This window comes from Aeromonas sp. 130281 (assembly GCF_056642115.1).
Genome location: NZ_JBWVQS010000003.1, coordinates 302,191 through 322,556, shown reverse-complemented (window position 1 = coordinate 322,556; position 20,366 = coordinate 302,191). Strand labels below are relative to the sequence as shown.

The 20,366-nt window shown below is 62.5% G+C and carries 21 protein-coding genes; 9 read left to right on the top strand and 12 right to left on the bottom strand.

What is annotated here, in order from left to right:
- The first annotated feature begins 38 nt into the window (after positions 1–38).
- Positions 39–1,301, top strand: coding sequence for a branched-chain amino acid transport system II carrier protein (gene brnQ / locus AC1IN8_RS11355; protein WP_479758932.1), 1,263 nt, complete (start codon positions 39–41; stop codon positions 1,299–1,301).
- Positions 1,302–1,394: 93 nt separating this feature from the next.
- Here the strand turns inward: brnQ and AC1IN8_RS11350 are convergent, their stop codons facing one another.
- Genes AC1IN8_RS11350 through zur form a run of 3 tightly spaced genes read right to left on the bottom strand, consistent with a single transcriptional unit; the run spans position 1,395 to position 2,537 of the window.
- Positions 1,395–1,622, bottom strand: a complete 228-nt coding sequence (locus AC1IN8_RS11350; RefSeq protein ID WP_139436889.1) for a hypothetical protein — start codon at positions 1,620–1,622, stop codon at positions 1,395–1,397.
- A 5-nt stretch (positions 1,623–1,627) separates the two neighbouring features.
- On the bottom strand, positions 1,628–2,089 hold the full coding sequence (locus AC1IN8_RS11345; RefSeq protein WP_025325657.1) for a chemotaxis protein CheX: 462 nt from the start codon (positions 2,087–2,089) through the stop codon (positions 1,628–1,630).
- A complete protein-coding gene (zur, locus tag AC1IN8_RS11340; protein ID WP_139436890.1) occupies positions 2,079–2,537 on the bottom strand; it encodes a zinc uptake transcriptional repressor Zur in 459 nt (152 codons plus the stop codon). The genes AC1IN8_RS11345 and zur overlap by 11 nt, the downstream gene beginning before the upstream one ends.
- A gap of 136 nt (positions 2,538–2,673) precedes the next feature.
- Here zur and dusA point away from each other — a divergent pair, with 136 nt between their 5' ends.
- Both dusA and AC1IN8_RS11330 read left to right on the top strand, forming a co-directional pair.
- Positions 2,674–3,660 (top strand): tRNA dihydrouridine(20/20a) synthase DusA, encoded by a 987-nt coding sequence (dusA, locus tag AC1IN8_RS11335; protein ID WP_202047440.1) that lies wholly within the window; start codon positions 2,674–2,676, stop codon positions 3,658–3,660.
- A gap of 2 nt (positions 3,661–3,662) precedes the next feature.
- A complete protein-coding gene (locus AC1IN8_RS11330) occupies positions 3,663–3,812 on the top strand; it encodes a hypothetical protein (protein WP_106885023.1) in 150 nt (49 codons plus the stop codon).
- A gap of 75 nt (positions 3,813–3,887) precedes the next feature.
- Here AC1IN8_RS11330 and AC1IN8_RS11325 read toward each other — a convergent pair whose 3' ends face one another.
- Together AC1IN8_RS11325 and hupA are read right to left on the bottom strand one after the other, a co-directional pair.
- Positions 3,888–4,313 (bottom strand): hypothetical protein, encoded by a 426-nt coding sequence (locus AC1IN8_RS11325; protein ID WP_106887789.1) that lies wholly within the window; start codon positions 4,311–4,313, stop codon positions 3,888–3,890.
- A gap of 113 nt (positions 4,314–4,426) precedes the next feature.
- A complete protein-coding gene (hupA, locus tag AC1IN8_RS11320; protein ID WP_005305063.1) occupies positions 4,427–4,699 on the bottom strand; it encodes a nucleoid-associated protein HU-alpha in 273 nt (90 codons plus the stop codon).
- A 338-nt stretch (positions 4,700–5,037) separates the two neighbouring features.
- Here hupA and rsd point away from each other — a divergent pair, with 338 nt between their 5' ends.
- Positions 5,038–5,520 carry a sigma D regulator gene (rsd, locus tag AC1IN8_RS11315; protein ID WP_139436892.1) on the top strand — a complete coding sequence of 161 codons (483 nt, stop codon included), beginning with the start codon at positions 5,038–5,040 and terminating at the stop codon, positions 5,518–5,520.
- A 102-nt stretch (positions 5,521–5,622) separates the two neighbouring features.
- Positions 5,623–6,006, top strand: coding sequence for a PilZ domain-containing protein (locus tag AC1IN8_RS11310; protein WP_139436924.1), 384 nt, complete (start codon positions 5,623–5,625; stop codon positions 6,004–6,006).
- A 57-nt stretch (positions 6,007–6,063) separates the two neighbouring features.
- Here the strand turns inward: AC1IN8_RS11310 and radA are convergent, their stop codons facing one another.
- Positions 6,064–7,428: a DNA repair protein RadA gene (radA, locus tag AC1IN8_RS11305; RefSeq protein ID WP_025325651.1), complete on the bottom strand. Its 1,365-nt coding sequence runs from the start codon at positions 7,426–7,428 to the stop codon at positions 6,064–6,066.
- Positions 7,429–7,528: 100 nt separating this feature from the next.
- Here radA and AC1IN8_RS11300 point away from each other — a divergent pair, with 100 nt between their 5' ends.
- Positions 7,529–9,898, top strand: a complete 2,370-nt coding sequence (locus AC1IN8_RS11300) for a PilZ domain-containing protein (protein ID WP_479758891.1) — start codon at positions 7,529–7,531, stop codon at positions 9,896–9,898.
- Positions 9,899–9,990: 92 nt separating this feature from the next.
- Here AC1IN8_RS11300 and AC1IN8_RS11295 read toward each other — a convergent pair whose 3' ends face one another.
- Both AC1IN8_RS11295 and serB read right to left on the bottom strand, forming a co-directional pair.
- Positions 9,991–10,896 carry an alpha/beta hydrolase family protein gene (locus AC1IN8_RS11295; RefSeq protein ID WP_265435339.1) on the bottom strand — a complete coding sequence of 302 codons (906 nt, stop codon included), beginning with the start codon at positions 10,894–10,896 and terminating at the stop codon, positions 9,991–9,993.
- A gap of 29 nt (positions 10,897–10,925) precedes the next feature.
- Entirely contained in the window at positions 10,926–11,930 is a 1,005-nt protein-coding gene (gene serB, locus AC1IN8_RS11290) for a phosphoserine phosphatase SerB (RefSeq protein ID WP_479758890.1), read from the bottom strand.
- 127 nt (positions 11,931–12,057) lie between these two features.
- Between serB and AC1IN8_RS11285 the strand changes: the two genes are divergently transcribed.
- From AC1IN8_RS11285 to AC1IN8_RS11275, 3 genes are all read left to right on the top strand, one after another.
- Positions 12,058–12,696, top strand: a complete 639-nt coding sequence (locus AC1IN8_RS11285) for an AhpA/YtjB family protein (RefSeq protein WP_139436897.1) — start codon at positions 12,058–12,060, stop codon at positions 12,694–12,696.
- A gap of 491 nt (positions 12,697–13,187) precedes the next feature.
- Entirely contained in the window at positions 13,188–14,873 is a 1,686-nt protein-coding gene (locus AC1IN8_RS11280) for a DUF3300 domain-containing protein (protein WP_479758889.1), read from the top strand.
- 47 nt (positions 14,874–14,920) lie between these two features.
- Complete coding sequence (locus AC1IN8_RS11275) at positions 14,921–15,814, top strand: DUF2950 domain-containing protein (protein WP_479758888.1); 894 nt, start codon at positions 14,921–14,923, stop codon at positions 15,812–15,814.
- Between the two features lie 280 nt (positions 15,815–16,094).
- Here the strand turns inward: AC1IN8_RS11275 and deoD are convergent, their stop codons facing one another.
- The 4 genes from deoD to deoC all read right to left on the bottom strand — a co-directional run bounded on the left by deoD (position 16,095) and on the right by deoC (position 20,364).
- On the bottom strand, positions 16,095–16,808 hold the full coding sequence (gene deoD, locus AC1IN8_RS11270) for a purine-nucleoside phosphorylase (protein WP_025325643.1): 714 nt from the start codon (positions 16,806–16,808) through the stop codon (positions 16,095–16,097).
- 144 nt (positions 16,809–16,952) lie between these two features.
- On the bottom strand, positions 16,953–18,161 hold the full coding sequence (locus tag AC1IN8_RS11265; protein WP_479758887.1) for a phosphopentomutase: 1,209 nt from the start codon (positions 18,159–18,161) through the stop codon (positions 16,953–16,955).
- A gap of 14 nt (positions 18,162–18,175) precedes the next feature.
- Positions 18,176–19,507 (bottom strand): thymidine phosphorylase, encoded by a 1,332-nt coding sequence (deoA, locus tag AC1IN8_RS11260; protein WP_479758886.1) that lies wholly within the window; start codon positions 19,505–19,507, stop codon positions 18,176–18,178.
- 83 nt (positions 19,508–19,590) lie between these two features.
- On the bottom strand, positions 19,591–20,364 hold the full coding sequence (gene deoC, locus AC1IN8_RS11255; RefSeq protein ID WP_043128921.1) for a deoxyribose-phosphate aldolase: 774 nt from the start codon (positions 20,362–20,364) through the stop codon (positions 19,591–19,593).
- Positions 20,365–20,366: the final 2 nt, after the last annotated feature.

The window sequence follows — 20,366 nt, the reverse complement described above, 5'->3', positions numbered from 1 at the left end:
AATCACTCACATTGTCCGATGTACTCGGATTGGGCTTCATGACCTTCGCCTTCTATCTGGGCGCAGGCAACATCATCTTCCCGCCCCTGGCCGGTTACATGGCGGGTGAGCACCTCTCCCTGGCCATGCTGGGCTTCCTGGTGACCGCAGTGGGCCTGCCCCTCATCACCATTCTCGCCGTCGCCAAGGCCGGCAACGGCTGGGCCGGCATGACCAAGTTGCTGCCCACAGGCGTCGCCACCGCGCTGGCTGTCGCCATCTACATCATCATAGGCCCGGCCTTCGCCGCCCCCCGTACCGGCCTGGTGGCCTACGAGATGGGCCTCAAGCCCTTCCTCGGTGACATGGGTCAATCCGGCCTGGCCGCCTACACAGTGGTCTTCTTCGGGATCGCCATCCTGGTCTCCCTCAACCAGGGCAAGCTGATGGATGCCATCGGCAAATTCCTGACCCCGGTGCTGATGCTGCTGCTGCTGACCCTGGCCGTCGGCGTCTTCGTCGCACCGCAGGGCACCATGCCCGCCGCGTCCGGCGACTACCAGAACAGCCCCCTGGTGAAAGGGATCCTGGAAGGCTACAACACCATGGATACCCTGGCGTCCCTGATGTTTGGCGCCCTGATCGTCGATCTGCTGCGCAAGAAAGGCATCCACGATTACCAGAGCCAGTTCAAGTACCTGGCCATCGCCGGCATCATCTCCGCCATCGGCCTGTCCGTGGTCTATGTCTCCCTGTTCCAGCTGGGCAATACCGCGGCCGGTGTCGCCAACGACGTCAGCAATGGCGGCGCCATCGTCAACGCCTATGTGCTGAGCCTGTTCGGCCAGCCGGGTCAGTTCATCCTGGCAGCCATCATCACCCTGGCCTGCTTCACCACCGCCGTGGGCCTGATCTCCGCCTGCTCCGACTTCTTCCACAACCTCACCGGCGTGAGCTACCAGAAGCTGGTGGTGCTGCTGGGGGTCGTCTGCGCCGTGGTGGCCAACGTCGGCCTGAGCCAGCTCATCAGCCTCTCCATCCCGGTGCTGGTCGCCATCTATCCGGTGGCCGTGGCCCTGGTGCTGGTCACCTTCCTGAAGGGTTACTTCGGGCGTCCCCGCCTGGTGTTCCGCTCCGTGCTGCTGGTTGCCTTCCTGTTCGGCTGCCTGGACGGTCTGGGTGCTGCCGGCATGAAGATGGATGCGTTCGCCTTCTTGCCGCTGTTCGACAAGGGTCTGGCCTGGTTGCTGCCCACCCTGCTGGCCTGCGGCCTGGGCACCCTGGTGCGCGGTGGTGACAAGCTGGCCGCCGAAGCCGCCTGATCCTCATCCCGACGACATGAAAAAGAGGCCAGCTTTCGCTGGCCTCTTTCATTTGTGTTTGTGCAACGGCTGCATGGCAAATCGGGTTAGTGCTCAGAGCACGGATGCCGGCCTGGGTTTGCCGGCCAGCCCGTACCAGTGACTCTCGACCTGGCCGGCATGCCAGCGCAGGGTGCCCCAGGGCTGCTCACTCTGCCAGCGCGGGAAGTTGATCTGCACGCTGTTGTCTTCGTACTTGTAGAGGGAGGTGCTGATCTGGATATCCGACAGGATAAGCAGCACGACTCCCCCGATGACACTCCATTTCAGCATCGTCCACATGGCGGTTACTCGAAGCAGATCTCTATGGTGGCACGGCCGTACTCGGAATCGAACGGCATCATGATCTTGGCACCGTCAGCCCTGTGGGTGATGGTGTGGTTGGGACCGGAGACTATGATGGGGGTCGCCATGTCGAACTCATAGCCCTTCTCCCCCAGCATGCGCTTGGCGCCGCCGGTCACCATGTTGGTGATCTCGCCCACCATGTCGGTCACCTCTTCGTTGATGGTGGCCGGTGCCTCCCCCAGCATGCGGCGCATGATCTCCAGCGCCAGCCCCTTCTCGAAGCTGATGGAGAGCGACCCTCGGGTCTGCGGACCCACCATGCCGATGAGACCGGAGACATCCCCCCGCGCCAGCTCGTCCGTCTTGCGCTTGGGTGCGCCGGGTTTGAGCTCCAGCTGTGCCATGGTGGAGAGCACATTGAGCAGGGAGAGCAGGAACGGGTTTACAAAATCAGCCTTCATCTTCACTTCCTACTGTGTCAGAGCAACGAGCACATTGACCATGGGCCTCTATGGTCTTGTTGGTAATAGTAAAACCATGCTGGCGAGCCTGCTCGGAAAAGGCGCTGTCGATGGCGGGATCGTGCAGCTCCACCACCTCCTTACAGCGATCGCAGATCAGCAGCTGCATGGGATGGGCATGGTCGAAGTGGCAGCAGAAGATGAAGGCGTTGAGCGACTCCACCTTGTGGGCGAACCCCTGCTCGAGCAGAAAATCGAGCGCCCGGTAGACGGTGGGGGGTTTGGCATGTGCCTCGGTCTGCTGCAACTGGGCCAGCAGATCGTAGGCGCTGATGGCATTGCCATGGGCGGCAAGCAGCCGGAACACCTGGCGCCGGGTCGGGGTGAAACGGATCCCCCGCTGGTCGCAGAGACGTTCCGCTCGTTGTAGAAGTAGGTCTTGATTCATGTTCACGCAGATACCCTGTCAATTAGCCGGATACTATCACAGGGCCCCCTGTGCGAGGCGACAAAATTCATTTTCTGAGGCTGTCTCACCTTGTGGTAGAATCCGGCCCCTTATTTTGCCAACCCGGATGATTTTTATGCAGGCGCAGCGCTTCTCCATCGCCCCCATGCTGGACTGGACCGATCGGCATTGCCGTTATTTCCACCGTCTGATGACCCGCCAGACCCTGCTCTATACCGAGATGGTGACCACGGGCGCCATCATCCATGGCAAAGGGGATTATCTGGGTTACAGCGAGCAGGAACACCCCCTCGCCCTGCAGCTGGGTGGCAGCAACCCGGCGGACCTGGCCCGCTGTGCCAGGCTGGCCGAGGAGCGCGGCTATGACGAGATCAACCTCAATGTGGGTTGCCCGTCGGATCGCGTCCAGAACGGCCGTTTCGGCGCCTGCCTGATGGGAGAGCCCGCCCTGGTGGCCGACTGCATCAAGGCGATGCGCGATGTGGTGGGCATTCCGGTGACGGTGAAGACCCGCATCGGCATCGATGATCAGGACTCCTACGAATTCTTGCAGGCCTTCATCGAGCAGGTGCGCGATGCCGGTTGCGAGACCTTCATCGTCCACGCCCGCAAGGCCTGGCTGAGCGGCCTGAGCCCCCGGGAGAACCGCGAGATCCCGCCGCTCGACTACCCGCGCGTCTACCGGGTCAAGCAGGACTATCCCGAGCTGACCATCGCCATCAACGGCGGGGTCAACTCCCTCGAGCAGACCCTGGAGCACCTGCAGCAGGTGGACGGGGTCATGATGGGGCGCGAGGCGTACCAGAACCCCTATATCCTGGCCGAGGTCGACAACCGGGTATTCGGTCTGGGGGGCGAGGTGCCGAGCCGCCACGAGGTGGTGCGCATGATGCTGCCCTACATGGAGCAGGAGCTGGCCAAGGGCAACTACCTCTCCCACATGACCCGCCACATGCTGGGCCTGTTCCAGAACATGCAGGGGGCCCGCGCCTGGCGCCGTCACCTGAGCGAGAACGCCTGCAAACCCGGGGCTGGCATCCAGGTGGTGCTGGACGCCATGGCCAAGGTGCCGGAATTCGCCAGTGCCGAGTCGGTGGAGTAAACATGTATCGCTTCACCGGTTCCTGGCTGCACAAGGCGCTGGTTCGCCTCTGTGCCGGCATGCTGGCCATCCTTGGCATCAAGCTCAGCGCCTTCTATCTGCTCGGGCTCCTGATAGTGCTCGGTCTGCACAGGGAGCAGCTGCTCGGCTGAGCCCGCCAGCCACTCAGGCAAGAAAAAGCCGGAACAGCGATGTTCCGGCTTTTTTATCTGGATGATGGCGCCCGTTCACTCCTCCAGCGCCACAAACTGCAATTCCGGAGGGGAGGAGGTCAGCACGTCGGCGCAGTAATCCCAGGTCGAGATACGATAGTGCTGCAAGTCCTCGTCCAGGTGCAGGCCATCGGACTCCTGATGGAACCAGCTGGCGAAACGGGACGGGGTGATCAGCTGGATCTGCTCCTCGATGACGTGGCTGTCCCGCCCTTCCGCCAGATCGCAATCTTCCATCACCCTCACGGCAAAGATATGGCGGAAACTGACCCGGCACAGCGGCTGCGGCGGCAGGTCTATGCTGCGGGCGCGCCCCAACACGACCGTCAGATTGTCACTCCAGATATCCTGATGCAGTTCGGCCACAACCAGGCCGGGGGGAAGTTGGCGGGAGGGTGCCCAGGGCACGGCCACCTGCCGGATGGCATTCTTCTGTTCCATATCCACCTCACTACAGCGCATGCCATATCCTGAGTGTATCTGAAACAAATTTTAACGAAGATGGCAAGAAAAAACCCGGCATGCGCCGGGTTTCATTTGATTACTTTACGCGATTACTTGACGGCGTCTTTCAGCGCCTTGCCTGCCACAAAGGACGGCACATTGGCGGCTGCAATCTGGATCTCTTTGCCAGTTTGCGGGTTGCGACCGGTGCGGCCCGCGCGATGGTTGACCTTGAAGGTACCAAAACCCACCAACTGAACGGCATCGCCCTCTTTCAGGCTCTGGGTAATACCATTGATGATCTCTTCCAGAGCAACTTTGGCCTGAGCTTTGCTCAGGTCTGCTTTGGCGGCAATTGCATCGACAAGTTGAGCTTTGTTCATAACATTTCCTTTATGATCGGGCATTTAGCACCGGGCCACTCTATTCAAAAAAAAACACTCAGGCAAAGGCTTTATCAGCCGGATTGGCTTGAATGCTGGGGTTTTCATCAAGATCTGCGGAAATAGTCACATATCTCGCCCCTGCGTCCTCCTGACAGGCGACACGGGACCAGAAACCGACGGAGACTTGTATGCAAACCCCCGCCTGATGTAACAATATCCCCACACTCCTATTGACGGTCAACAGGATTTTCCCTAGTTATAGGAGTGTCGTCAGTCGCTGAGAATGACCGAAGGCCTGCAGCCATCGCGCTTCATGCCATGCCCATGGAGGGACTATGTTAACTGAACTGGAACAAACCAAGCGCGCGTTGGCAGGCAAGCACAGGGCAATCGATGACTGGCTGGATGCCAGGCAGGCATTGCTGGTCGAGTACATGCGACTGGCCGGGCTCATGCCCACCAAGTCCAAGCAACGCTCCCTTCCCGGTCATGTCGAACTGCAACGCTTCTGCGAGCAACTGGTCGACTACGTCAGCGCCGGTCATTTCGAGATCTACAACCACGTGGTCACCGCCTTCGAGCAAGCCAGCGGTGACAAGCTGGAACTGGCCAAACGCATCTATCCCCATATCCGTGCCTGCACCGAGTTTGCCCTGGAGTTCAACGACAAATACAGCAATGCCGACGAGGCCCAGCTGTTGCAGCTCGATGAGGATCTGAATCAGCTGGGTCCCGTGCTGGAGGACAGATTCAAGCAGGAGGACAGGCTGGTCAAGGCGCTTCAGGTGGTCGAATCCCTTAGTCGCCAGCAGGTCTGATGTTCAATATCGGAGCCAGTTCAACATCCTGATGCGCCGGCTACATTACACTCTGTGGCATGGATGGTTAGCACTGTGCTCCCACGCAGACCGGAGATGAACATGGCCGAGCGCCGCCACTTTACCCGAATCTTCTATTTGACCGCCGCCAAGCTGACCCAGGGGGTGCACCAGTGGCGTACCCAGCTGGTGGATGTCTCCCTGCAGGGAGCCCTGCTGCTCAGACCCGAGGATTGGGTCGGCAGCGACGACAAGGAGTACGAGATCTGCTTCATGCTGGGCGGCAGTGACATCGAGATCAAGATGCAGGTCGAACTGACCCACGAAGCCAGCAAGAAGCTGGGGTTCTACTGCCACCACATCGACATCGACAGCGCCACCCACCTCAAGCGGATGATGGAGCTGAACATAGGTGAAGAGCAGTTGCTGTATCGCGAGCTGGAGCAGTTGCTGCAAGAGCACAGGGAACACAATCCCCCCTCCTGACCCGCCCGCAATGAAGAAGGAGCCTGACCGGCTCCTTTTTGTTTCTCTTTTAGGTGGTTACAACGCCTCGAGGGCATCGGACAGCTTCTTCACCGGCACCACTTCCATCCCCTCGATGGGGTGCTTGGGGGCGTTGGCATGAGGCACTATGGCGCGGCGGAAACCGTGCTTGGCCGCCTCCTGCAACCGCTCCTGGCCGGAGGGCACGGGCCGGATCTCCCCAGACAGCCCCACCTCGCCGAACACCACCAGATCCTTGGGCAGGGGCTGATCCCGGAAGCTGGAGACCATGGCCAGCAGCAGCGCCAGATCCGCGCTGGTCTCCTCGACCTTGACCCCGCCGACCACGTTGATGAAGACGTCCTGATCCGCCATCTGCAAGCCGCCGTGACGGTGCAGCACCGCCAGCAGCATGGCGAGACGGTTGTGATCCATGCCCACCGCCACCCGCCGCGGATTGGACACCTGGGAGTAGTCCACCAGCGCCTGCAACTCCACCAGCAGGGGGCGCGTCCCCTCCCAGATCACCATGACGATGGAGCCGGGGGCCTGCTCCTCGCCGCGACTCAGGAAGATGGCGGAGGGGTTGCTCACCTCCTTCATCCCCTGCCCCGTCATGGCGAAGACGCCAAGCTCGTTGACCGCACCGAAGCGGTTCTTGTGGGAGCGCAGGGTCCTAAAACGCGAGTCGTGGGCACCGTCCAGCAGCACGGAGCAGTCGACGCAGTGCTCCAGCACCTTGGGGCCGGCCAGGGTGCCGTCCTTGGTGACATGGCCCACCATGAAGATGGCGACATGGTTCTGCTTGGCGTAGCGGGTGAGCAGGGCCGCGGATTCGCGCACCTGGGAGACGGAGCCGGGGGATGACTGCACATCCGCCACATGCATCACCTGGATGGAGTCGATGACCATGATCTGCGGCTGTTCCTGCTGGGCAATGATGCAGATCTGCTCCACGCTGGTCTCCGACAGCATGCGCAGCTTGTCGGTGGGCAAGCCCAGCCGGCCGGCCCGCATCGCCACCTGTTGCAGGGACTCCTCCCCGGTCACATAGAGAGTCTTCATCCGCTGGGCCAGGCCGCACATGGTCTGCAGCAGTAGGGTCGATTTGCCCGCCCCCGGGTTGCCGCCGATGAGGATGGCCGAGCCTGGCACCACACCGCCGCCGAGCACCCGATCCAGCTCCTTGAAGCCCGAACTGAAACGGGGGATCTCGGTGGTCGCCACTTCGGCCAGGGTCTGCACCTGGCTGCCGACGGCGCCGGCATAACCTGTGTAGCGGGCACTCTTGCCGGGGGTAGTGACGCCCAGCCGGACCTCGGTGATGGTGTTCCACTCCTTGCACTCGCTGCACTGACCTTGCCAGCGGGTGAAGTCGGCGCCACATTCGGAACAAACATAGGCGGTTTTGTTTTTGGCCATGGATAACTCGGGGACAGGATGAATTCCTGCTTGATATACTGGTTTGCGACCGGCAGATCAAACCCAGAATCGGAAAAGTGACTTTCCGCGGCAGGAATACATGGATTCAGAACAACCACTCCACCTGATAGAACAACTTGTCCCCCTGCTCCGGGAAAAGGACTTCGACGAGATCTTCAACCGCCTGACCCAAAACGAGAATACCAACGGCCGCTTCCTGCTGAAGATGGAACTCAAACGCAAGTGCACCCCCTGTCGGCGGGTGATCGACATGCGCAACGAGCTGGGGGCCCTCTGCCAGGTGCACGAGTTCGAAGGGGTGACCCACTTCATGCCCGCCGAGGCCATCGAGCAGTTCCAGTCCCAGTGCTACCTCTACCGGGACAGCTACACCCTCGGGGTCTACGAGGCGCTGCAAGCCTGGTACAGGCTCAATCAGGGGCGCAGCGATAGCCTCTCCCTGCCCGTCAGCCCGTTCAGCCCCTTCGACGTCAACGCCATCCCCTTCGCCAGCCACTACGGCCGGCAGGAGGAGCGGATGCACTTCAGCTCCCCCATGGTGCTCAAGCTGGCGAGCGGGGAGAAGCTGCAGGCCAAGAGCTCGGACATCTCTCTGGGCGGGATCCGGGCCTCGGTCCCCCATCTGCCCGACTACCAGACCGGCGATCACATCGAGGTCTTCTTCACCGGCCTGGAGCGGGAAAACCCCCACCCCCTGCTGCGTGACTCGATCAGCTACCAGATCCTGGGAGAGGAGCAGAAAGAGGGGAAATTCTGGCTGCGGCTGGTTCGATGCGGCGAGCACCCCGCCTTCGACGAGTTCCTGCGCGACTTCATCGAGCGCAACCGCAGCCGCTATCGGGTCAGTGTCGACTACCTGCTGTCGGCCGCCATCATCAAGGGATACGAGCAGTTCTACCTGCCACGCATGACCGGCATGCCGCTCTACTTCGGCAAGGGCGACGCCCCTGGTCTCGAGATCGCCCTGCGCACCGAGAACAACCAGCACATCCTCGAGTACTGGCGTGACGCCAAGAACCGTGACATGCTCGCCAGCCTCTTCACGGCGGCGCGCATGCCCTCCCTGTTGCCCGCCAAAGGGGGACTGCGCGAGACCCTGATCTACAGCTTCACCCACTCGGTGCGCAGTCACCTCTACTTCTTCTCCGCCACCCGCGAAGAGTTGCAGCAGAGCGGCCTGACCGCCCTCTTCTTCCAGGTCGGTGCCCGTCGTCCCAGCTGGCGCGTCTACAAGTTCAGCCTGGAGGCCTGTGCCCTGCATGAGGCCGACCTCGACAGCCAGCGGGGAGAGTCGCATCAGCTGCAGGACATGCTGCTGCGCGAACGCCTCGGCCAGATAGGCTATGTCGGCCTGCTGCAGGAGATAGGGCTGGAGCACCAGCGCAGCGAATTCCACTACGACAACCAGCAGCCCAACGCCAACGCCTTGCAACGCTTCGGCCACGACACCCAGGCAGCCCCCTTCGAGATAGAGACGCTGCACTATGTGCAACTGCGCAAGGAGGCCCGCTACGTCCACAAGACGGCGATAGTGCTCAGGCACAAGGATCGCGCCTGGATCGGCTGGACCCGAGACATCTCGGCCCATGGCATGCAGATCGAGCTGGAGGAGGCATTCGAGGGGGAGAAGGGGGAGACGGTCACCGTCGCCCTGCCCAGGTTGCAGGAGCTCGCCAAGACCATGGACTTGCAGCGCCTGCCCTATCGGCTGGTCAGCCTCAATTTGAGCCGTACCGTGCTGCATCTGTGCATCGAGGGCACGGCGCAGCGCCACATCGGCCATCAGTTCTTCAGCCTGCTGATAGAGAGCAACCAGAACAAGCTCAAGACCACCCGGGAGCACAAGCGCTACCGCGGCATGGCACGGGCGCTGCGCAACCTCTATACCCACCACCTGTTCAACTCGCCGGTCTATGTCAACAAGCTCAAGGCGGCCGCAAGGCCTGCCGCCGTGGGCATGGCCCCCCGACCGCGCAGTCTCTCCGGCCTGCTGCAGGCCTGCGCCGGGCAGGAGAAGCAGCTGAACCTCTACCCCCTGTTCCAGGGGGCCCTGCTCAAGACAGTGCTGCTCAACCCATTGCGCACCCTGGCGCGGGAAGACAAGCCGGAGGAGGAGGAGGTCTACATCGCCAGCCTGCACTCCCGGGGCGGCGCCCCCCTGTTTCGCAGCCACCTGGCCAGCAGCTTTTCCTCGCCGGAGGCGAAGCGCCGCTTCATCGAGCTGGCCCTGCAGCAGGGCGAGTTCTATTCGGTGCTGGTCGGTATCTCCCGCACCGGTCGCCCCGATACCAGCTTCATCGCGGGGGAGCTGGACTACATCGCCAAGTTCGCCATTCACAAGGCCAAGCAGCTGGAGGAGGAGCTGTGGAGCGTGGTGGGGGTCGGTGAGCTGACCGATACCACTGAGGCCACCCTGTTCCGGCTCGGCATCAAGCCCCCGGCGAAGTAACCCGGAAGAGGCCGGCCCCGGGTGCCCTCACCCGTCAGGTGTCGGCATCCGGGGCGGGAGGCGGGCAGATGGCTGCCCGTTTCAGCGGGCGCTCAGGCCGCCTGGGGGTTGAGCAGCCAGGCGAGGATCTCGGGGAAGTGATCCTCCTGGGCCTGGGGCGCCGTCAGCATGTTGATGTGATCGTAATCGAGCCGGTTGCCGTTATCCCGACCGAGGCGGGTATGGCGGGTCGCCGACCCCATCTCGGCGCTGAAGCGACGCACGTCCGTGGGGTGACCCAGCACCTTGTCCGCCTTGGCCGAGATCATCCAGAGTGGCGGCCAGCTCACCCTGGCGGCGGCCTCGTCATAGGCAAAGCCGTCGTGGGGGTCCTGCCAGGGCCCGCATTTCACCCAGGGAATGGTCTCCTGCAGGTAACGCAAGGGCTCATCATCGGCCCCTATCTTCAACTTGCGGGCAGCCAGAAAACCCTGGCGACGCGCCAGCCAGGGCGCCAGCCGGTTCCAGATCAGGTCCACCTTCAGCCAGCGCTCGGGGTTCTGCACCGAGACCCCCCGCTTGGTGCCGAAGAACACCAGGCTCGCTATCTGATCCGCCAGCTCGGGGAAGCGCACCAGGGTCGAGGCCATGATGACCCCGCCCCAGGAGTGGGCCATCCAGTGCACCCTGGCCGCGGGATGGCGCGCCGCCACCCAGTGCTGCAGCGCGGGCAGATCCTCGGTGATCAACTCATGCTGGCCGTGACCGGCTCGCTCGGCGATGGCCGGTGTGCTCTGGCCCCGGCCGCGCAGATCGGCCACGTACACCTGATAACCATGCCGCGCCAGAAAACAGGCCAGCCCCTTGCCGGATTCGGTGTAGAAGATGCGCCCGTTCTCGATGGCGCCGTGCACCATCAGGATGGGATCGGCATGGATGGCGACACCGGGCTGGATATGGCGCACATGGAGCCGATGTTCGCCACAGGGGACAAACAGGGATTGTTGCAACAGTTCCATCTTGTTCTCTGCTCCTCCTTGAGCGGGTTTCAACTCCAGCGCCTGTCGCGGCAGGCGAGCGCGCCGAGCAGGCAGAGCACCCCTTCCAGATCATGGTGATTGAGGGTAGCGGCCGCCTGAGCCCGCACCAGGGGCTTGGCGTGGATGGCGATGCCAAGCCCGGCCACCCCCATCATCTTGAGATCGTTGGCGCCATCGCCGACCGCCACCGTCTGGGCGGCGGGGATCCCATGCTCCCGCGCCAGTTGCAGCAGCGCCTCGGCCTTGGCGGCGGCATCCACTATGGGACCGCTCACCTGGCCGGTCAGCAGGCCCCCCTCCACCGCCAGCTCGTTGGCGAAGATGGCGTCCAGCCCCAGCGCCTGCTGCAGTTCGCCGGCGAAACGGGTAAAGCCGCCGGAGGCGATCGCCACTGTCCAGCCCGCCTGCTTGAGGGTGTCTACCATCAGCTGCAAGCCGGGCATCCAGGGCATGGCGGCCGCCACCTCATCGAGGATGGCGACAGGGGCACCCTCCAGCAGGGCGACCCGGTTGCGCAGGCTGTCGGCAAACTCCAGCTTGCCCTGCATGGCCGCCGCCGTCACGGCCGCCACCTGCTCACCCACCCCGGCCAGACGGGCTATCTCGTCGATGCACTCGATCCGGATCGCGGTGGAATCCATGTCCATCACCAGCAGCCCGGGGAGCGCCAGGGTGGGCAAGGTGGCGAGATGGCAGGCATCTATGTCCCACTCCTGCCCCTTGAGGGCTTGCACCAGCTCGGGGGAGAAACGGCTGGCGCCGAGCAGCAGCAGGGGCACACCGGCCTGCTCCCCCACGGGATAGAGGCTGGCCTCGACCTCATGGTCTGCCAGCAGCGTCGCCACCTGTGTCAGGTGGCGGGCACCTAGCGCCTTGCCAAACAGCACCAGCCAGGCGCCGTCATGGGCACTGGCCGCAGGCAGCAGGGCCTCGGGGGTGAGCTGCCAGCAGGGAGCACCGCACAGAGCCTGGGACCAGTCGTGCGGGGAGCGGGGGAGTTGGGACAACAACATAAGAGAGACGCCTTCCTTGGGGATCATGGGGTTCATCATGCGGGCCCAGAGTAGCGTATTGCTTTTTGTACAGGCAAGCGCCAAGATCCCGCCACCATTGTCCATTCACCCCAAGAGGCTCAGCGCTGTGCGTCATCTCCCCATCAAACGAGTTATCAGCCTGGCAGCGGGGATCCTGCTCGGTCTCTGGGTGCTGGTGCTGATGATCCACATGCAGGGAGCAAGCCAGGCCGCTTTGCACAGCGCGGCGCGGGACAGGGCCCAGGCGCTGGTCGCCTACGCCGCCCGGGACATGCGACGCTGGATCAAGGAGGACAAGGAGAGCGAGCTGGAGCGCCTGGCCCAGGATCTGGCCGCCGAGCCCGAGATCCTCGACGTCACCCTCTACGACGCCCGCGGCATCCCCCTCGCCCAGTCGGATCAGGCCGTTCCCCTCGAGAACCTGTTGCCCATCGGCACCGACAACAAGTCCCTGCCGGAGCAGGGCAAGGGGCGCACCCAGTTCGTGCAGGAGATCCAGGAGGGGAACCTGACCCTGGGCTACCTGAGGATCACCCTGGAGGAGCAACAGCTGCTCGCCGCGCAGGACACCCACCTCAAGGTGAGTCAGGAGAAACAGCGGCTGATGCTGCTGGTGATGCTGCTGGCCGGCCTGCTCATCTCCTACGGGGTGCGCCGCAACTACATGCGGGTGCGCAAGCACAAGAAGAGATCGGTGCAGAGCCAGACCTCCGCCGACAACGCCCCGCCGCCCGGCATCGAATAAGGCGCCGCTCGCGAACCCCCCTTGGTCCTGTTATTGCCCCCAGCCGTTCGAGTCTCTGATCGAACAGGGCATCGCGACGCTTGGCTCCGCTGAAGCGTCCGATAACGAAGTAACGCGCCACGATCACCTCATGCCGTAGTTCCTCGACCAGCCTATCCAGCCATTTGCACTGCATCGACAGCCAGCTCCTCGATCTCTTCCATCCCCAAGTGCCTTGATTGAATCTCGAGCACCACCGCAGGCGGTATCTCATAGCCCTTAACGTCTCAGCTCTGCCCACCTGACGTTGGTGGCATCCAGGGCTTCAGGCGTAGCTTGAAACAGAAGCAAACGAATTTTTCACCCCTTTCCAGCCGGTTTGGGGTGTGATCTCGATTCGTGGTTTATGTTTTCGGTATGAGACGCCCGCATTGAATGCGATGAGATACAACGTTTGTGGACATCTTCAGGCAAGAGGCGCATCAGCCACTCCAGCAGAAGGAAACAAGGTCATGAAACACCCCCTATTTCGCCGTAGCGCGTTGGCGGCCGTGATCGCCCTCGGCACGGTATTGGCTGCCTGCAAGGAGGAGCCCCCCCCCGTCACGCAAAGTGTCCAGCCCAGCGCAGCCTCCAGCACAGCCAGCGCTGCGGTCGCACCGCAAGCGCAGCCTCAGCCGATTAACACACAAGCATCGCAATATACCCCAGAGGCGCTCGAGACCCTGCTTGCGCCCATAGCCCTTTACCCCGATGTGGTATTGGCCCAGGTGCTGGCCAGCGCCACCAATCCGCAAGAGGTGCTCGATGCCGGCAACTGGCTGGTCGCCCACCCCAATCTCAAAGGGAAAGAGCTGACCGCCGCCATTGCGCCGCTGGGCTTTACGCCGCCCACCATGTCGCTGATGCACTTCCCGACCGTCATGGACATGATGTGCTTGAAGATGGAGTGGACGACCGAGCTGGGCAGTGCCTTCCTGGCCGATGAACCGGGCGTATTGGCCGCCGTTCAGCGCCTGCGCCAACAGGCGATGGAGGTGGGCAACCTGAAAGACTCGGAGCAGATGAAAGTGGCCAAGGATGAGCAGAACAATCAGCAGATCGTCACCATTGCGCCTGCCAACCCTGACGTCATTTATGTCCCGCAATATGACCCAACCGCCGCCTACAGTGCGCCCGCCGCCGGGCCGGCTCCCGCGCCGGTGACCACAGAAAGCACGACAACGACCGCGCCTGCGACAACCACCACGACAGTGGTAGAACATGATGATGACGAGGATGAATACGACCGCGGTGATATGGTCTTGACGGGCTTGCTCGCCTTTGGTACGGGCATGTTGGTCAACGAGGTCTTCAACGACGATGATGATGAGGGCGATTACTATTACCCGCGGTGGGGATCGGGTTATCCCGACGGTTATGTTCCCTATCGTTATAACCCCAACTATGGCAATGGTTTTCGTCCCGCCAATGGGTACAACCGTCCGGTCAACTATCAGCGGGGCTCTAACAACAAGATCTATATCAACGCCGAGGGAGACGATTACTTCAACAAGTTTGAGCGCGGCCCCAACAATTACCTGCGCCAGGCCGATAGCCCCATCACGGCGGCGCGCCCCCAGCGTGCCGAGCTGGCGACCCTGGAACAACGCCCGCTGAATAATGCGGCAGGAACGGCCCGACGAGATGCCGCACCCAAGGGGACTTATGCGGGGGCCAATCGCCAGCCTGAAGGCGCATACGCCGGCGCACCGCGCGCGGTCAACGAGGTGAACCGGGAGGCACGCGCAACCGCGCCGAAGGGGAGTTATGCGGGCGCCAACCGCCAACCCGACAGCGACAATGCCAAGGTGACGCGCGACGCCAGACAGGCGAACAGGGAGGCGAATGTGGCCCAACGCACGCCGCGCCAGGGCGACTACGCGGGAGACAAGGTCAAGCGGCAGAAAATCACGCCACAGACCGCGGGAGCGCGTGATCGCGGCCATGTCCAGCCACGCGCCACTCACAGCAAGAGCGCAACACAGACGGCGACGCGCAGAGCACCTGTTGCCTCGGCCTCAACCTCAAGGAGTGCCTTCCAAGGGGTACATAATTCGGGTAGAACCGAGCGCGCCGCCAGCCAACGTGGGCGCGAGAGTGTGGCCAGTAGCGGGCGTGCCGGGCGCACCACTCAACCCAGACGGAGTACGCGATAATGAAGCCTTTGTTGAAATGGAGCTGGGCTCCCTCATGGGTGTTGGCCATGCTGGCCCTGACCGTTGCCAGCGACGCAAGCGCCATGGCACAGCGCACCTTCGCCACCCCGGATGAGGCGGTACAGGCCCTGATCACGGCCCTGGAGCGGAATGATGTCACCGCACTGACGCTGCTGCTCGGCGAACACAGTGAGGAGGCCATCACCTCGGGGGATGAGGTGGCCGATGCCAATGATCGCACCGCCTTCGTCGCGAGCTTCAAGAGCAAGCACCAACTGGTGGCCGACGGTAAGGATAAAATGATACTGGTCGTGGGGGAGTCGGATTGGCCACTGCCCATCCCCCTCGTGGCCACAGATGGCAAGTGGTATCTCGATGGCGCCGCAGGGGCCAAAGAGATCGTCTATCGCCGCATCGGTCGGAATGAGTTGGGGGCGATTGCGGTGTGCCGTGGCTTTATCGACGCACAGATAGAGTACGCCGCCATGGGGCATGATGGCGAATCCGCGGGACTCTTTGCGGCAAAACTGCGCAGTGATGCAGGCCAACAAAATGGACTCTATTGGCCCGTAAGCGAGGGGGAGCCAGCAAGCCCGGCCGGAGAGGAGGTCGTCAGTGCCGCCGCAGAGGGTTACAAGGCCGTGGTCGGTCAACGCACCCCCTATCATGGCTACTACTACCGCATCCTGTATGCCCAGGGGGCTGCGGCCAATGGAGGGAGTAAAGAGTACTTTGTCGAAGGACAATTAAGAGACGGTGTCGCCCTGATCGCCTGGCCAGCCGATTATGCCAACAGCGGGGTGATGACCTTCATGGTGAATCACGAGGGGCGGGTTTATCAAAAGGATCTAGGGGCCGAAACCGCAACGGCCGTCGAGGCGATCCAGCTGTTCGATCCCGATGCGAGCTGGTCGCTGGTGGTGAGCGAAGAGGGCGATTAGGGCTCTTTATCCACCGCAGGATCCTGGCGAATAGCATGGGCCGAGAGCGGCGTGATTGAGATCGCAGGAGGTGATGCGGGCCAGGCGGTCCACGCGATGTTCGGCATCAGAATGAAGCGCCGCTGAGTCAGAATATGCTTTCGTTTCATGGCGTTGAACTCGTGGTTGGCGGCCAGAAAGGATAGACGGCACAGCGGGCCTTCCGGGCTGATTCCCCAAATGAGGCATAAAAAAACGGCGACCCAGGGTCGCCGTTTTGCATGGAGTCGAAGCCGCGGGATCAGTCGCCCAGCAGCACGGAGTCCAGTGCGATTTCGATCATGTCGTTGAAGGTCAGCTGACGCTCTTCGGAGGTGGTCTGCTCGCCGGTACGGATGTGATCGGAAACGGTGCAGATGGTCAGGGCACGGGCACCGTACTCTGCGGCCACGCCGTAGATGCCGGCGGCTTCCATCTCGACACCCAGGATGCCGTATTTTTCCATGACGTCGAACATGGAGGGGTCCGGGGTGTAGAACAGGTCGGCGGAGAAGATGTTGCCCACGCGCACCGGGGTGCCCTTGTTCTTGGCGGCCTGCACCGCATTGGCAACCAGGTCGAAGTCGGCGATGGCGGCGAAGTCGTGATCCTTGAAGCGCAGACGGTTGACCTTGGAGTCGGTGCAGGCACCCATGCCGATCACCACGTCACGCAGTTTCACGTCTTCACGCACGGCACCGCAGGAGCCCACGCGGATCAGGGTCTTCACGCCGTAGTCGGTGATCAGCTCCTTGGCATAGATGGAGCAGGACGGGATGCCCATGCCGTGGCCCATGACGGAGATGCGACGGCCCTTGTAGGTACCGGTGAAGCCGAGCATGCTGCGCACGTCGCACACCTGCTCGACGTTCTCCAGGAAGGTCTCGGCGATGTACTTGGCACGCAGGGGGTCGCCCGGCATCAGCACTGTGTCAGCAAAGGCGCCATCTTTTGCATTGATATGAGGAGTTGCCATTCTCTTGATTCCTTCACACTAGGTTGAGTTTTATTGTTTTATAAAATTGCCCGCCACCTGAGTGGCAGGCGGGTCAGTTACAAAAAGCAGAGACCCTGCTGCAACCGGGCAGAGCGCACCTGAGATGCCGCCCTGCCCTGGGCATCAGAGGAAGCTGGTGCCGTATTGCAGCTTGGGCAGACCGTGGTAGGCCGCTATGCTCTGGCCGATGTCGGCGAAGGTCTCGCGACGGCCGACGGAGCCCGCCTTGACCGGCTTGCCGTAGAACAGCACCGGGATGTATTCACGGGTGTGGTCGGTACCGCTCCAGGTCGGATCGCAACCGTGGTCGGCGGTCAGCACCACCACGTCGCCATCTTGCAGTATCTCGAACAGCTCCGGCAGGCGGGAGTCGAAATACTCAAGCGCATCGGCGTAGCCCTTGACGTCACGGCGGTGGCCGTAGGAGGAGTCGAAGTCCACGAAGTTGGTGAAGACGATGGTGTTGTCACCGGCCGCTTTCACCTCTTCCAGGGTTCTGTCCCACAGCTCGGTCAGGCCCGTGCCCTTCACCTGCTTGGTGATGCCCTGCTGGGCATAGATGTCGGCGATCTTGCCGATGGAGACCACCTGGCCCCCCGCATCCTTCATGTAGTCCAGCACGGTCGGCGCCGGCGGCAGCACCGAGTAGTCGTGACGGTTGCCGGTGCGCTTGAAGTTGCCCTTGCCGCTGCCCACGAACGGACGCGCGATGACGCGGCCTATGTTGTAGGGCTCCAGCAGCTCGCGCACTATGTGGCACAGTTCATAGAGCTTCTCGAGGCCATAGGTCTCTTCGTGGCAGGCGATCTGGAACACGGAGTCGGCAGAGGTGTAGAGAATGGGCTTGCCGGTACGCATGTGCTCTTCGCCCAAGTCATCCAGCACCTGGGTGCCGGAGGCGTGGCAGTTGCCGAGGTAACCCGGCAGACCCGCCTTCTCGACGATGGCGTCCAGCAGCTCCTGCGGGAAGCTTTTGTGGTGATCGTGGAAGTAACCCCACTCGAACAGCACGGGCACACCGGCGATCTCCCAGTGGCCGGACGGGGTGTCCTTGCCGGAGGAGAGCTCCTGGGCGAAGCCGTAGGCACCGACTACCTCGATATCTTTCTTCAAGCCAGCCGGGAAGTAGCCGGAAGCCTGCTCCCCCGCGTGGCCCAGGCCCAGCTTGTTAAGGTTGGGCAGGTTGAGGGCGCCACGGCCTTCAATCTCACCGGCGGCGCAGGCCTTGGCGATATGGCCAAGGGTGTTGGCGCCCACATCTCCGAACTTCTCGGCATCGGCGGCAGCGCCAATACCGAAGGAGTCCATCATCAGAATAAAGGTACGTTTCATGGGTCTTCCCCTTGTTACAAATCGGCCAGACCGATGCGACGGTAAACCTCGGGCAGTGCCTGGGGTTGAGTGTCACCGATCTTGACGGCTGCCTGCACCATGCGGGCGGCCTCGGCAAATTGAGCTTCTGTCTGAGCGTGGATCAGCGCGAGCGGCTTGTCAGCCTCGACGCTCTGCCCCAGGCGGATAAAGTCGGTCAGACCGACCGCATAATCGAGTTTGTCCCCGGCGGCGCGGCGACCACCGCCCATGGCGACCACGGCCAGGCCCAGTTCGCGGGTATCCATGGCGGTCACGAAACCGCTCTGCGCCGCATACACGGGGCGCACTATGGCGGCCTTGGGCAGGTAAGCATCGTAACGCTCCATGAAGTCGCTCGGACCACCGAGGCCGGTCACCATGCGACCGAAGATCTCGGCGGCCTTGCCGTTGTCCAGCACCGCCTGCAGCTTGGCACGGGCGTCCTGCTCGTTGCTGGCGAGGCCCGCGGAGATCAGCATCTCGGCACACAGGGCCAGGGTCACTTCGTGGATGCGCGGGTTGCGATACTCACCGGTCAGGTAGCGTACCGCCTCGCGCACTTCGACCCCGTTGCCGGCACTGGAGGCCAGCACCTGGTTCATGTCGGTCAAGAGCGCCGAGGTGCGGCAGCCGGCACCGTTGGCCACGGCCACTATGCTCCTGGCCAGCTCCTCGGAGGCTTCAAACGTCGGCATGAAGGCGCCTGAGCCCACTTTCACATCCATCACCAGGGCTTCGAGCCCGGAGGCGAGCTTCTTGGAGAGGATGGAGCCGGTGATCATGGCGATGGATTCGACGGTGGCGGTGATGTCACGTACCGCATAGATACGCTTGTCGGCCGGAGCGAGATCGCCGGTCTGGCCTATGATGGCGACACCCGCCTCTTTCACCACTTTCAGGAAGCGATCGTTGTCGACCGAGGTCTGGTAGCCGGGAATGGCATCCAGCTTGTCCAGGGTACCGCCGGTATGGCCCAGGCCACGGCCGGAGATCATGGGCACGAAGCCGCCGCAGGCGGCGACCATGGGGCCCAGCATCAGGGAGACCACGTCACCCACACCGCCGGTGGAGTGCTTGTCGACGATGGGGCCACCCAGATTGAGGTGGTCCCAGGTCAGCACCATGCCGGAGTCGCGCATGGCGCAGGTCAGGGCGACCCGCTCATCCATGGTCATGTCCTTGAAGTAGACCGCCATGGCCAGCGCCGCTATCTGCCCTTCGCCTATGGTGTTGTTGGTAATGCCCTGGACGAAGAATTGAATCTCTTGGGTACTGAGCGCTTCACCGTTGCGCTTCTTGCGAATAATTTCTTGAGGCAAAAACATCTTTCATTCCCTCCGTGCGCCTTGCACGAACACAGACCGAACAGGATCCGAAGAGGGGGCGGCGCACCGCCCCCTGTCACCGCTTAGTAACCGCTGGTATTGGCGGGCTTGTCGCCGTGGCCCAGGGTCGCCAGCAGGCTGGCCAGCAGGCTGGAGGCACCGAAGCGGAAGGTGCGCGGGGAGACCCACTCCTTGCCCAGGATCTCTTCGGCCATGGCCAGGTACTGGCCGGCAACGGCTGCGTCTTTCACGCCACCAGCAGGCTTGAAGCCGACTTTCGGGTTCTTGGCCTTGATCACTTCCATCATGATGCGGGCCGCTTCCGGGGTCGCATTGACCGGCACCTTGCCGGTGGAGGTCTTGATGAAGTCGGCACCGGCGTCGATGGAGATCTCGGAGGCGCGACGGATCAGCGCCTCTTCCTTCAACTCGCCGGTTTCGATGATCACTTTCAGCAGCGCCTTGTCGCCACAGGCTTCCTTACAAGCTTTGACCAGATCGAAGCCGACCTGTTCATTGCCTGCCATGAAGGCGCGGTACGGGAACACCACGTCCACTTCATCGGCACCGTAGGCGACCGCGGCGCGGGTCTCGGCCACGGCGATCTCGATGTCGTCGTTGCCGTGAGGGAAGTTGGTCACGGTGGCGATGCGCACGTCGGCGGCGCCGATCTCGCGCAGGGTCTTGCGAGCGATGGGGATGAAACGGGGATAGATGCAGACGGCGGCGGTGAGGCCGGCCGGGGACTTGGCCTTGCGGCACAGGTCGATGACCTTCTGATCGGTGTCGTCATCGTTCAGGGTGGTCAGGTCCATCAGGTTCAGGGCGCGTTGGGCGGCCAGTTTCAGATCAGTCATGC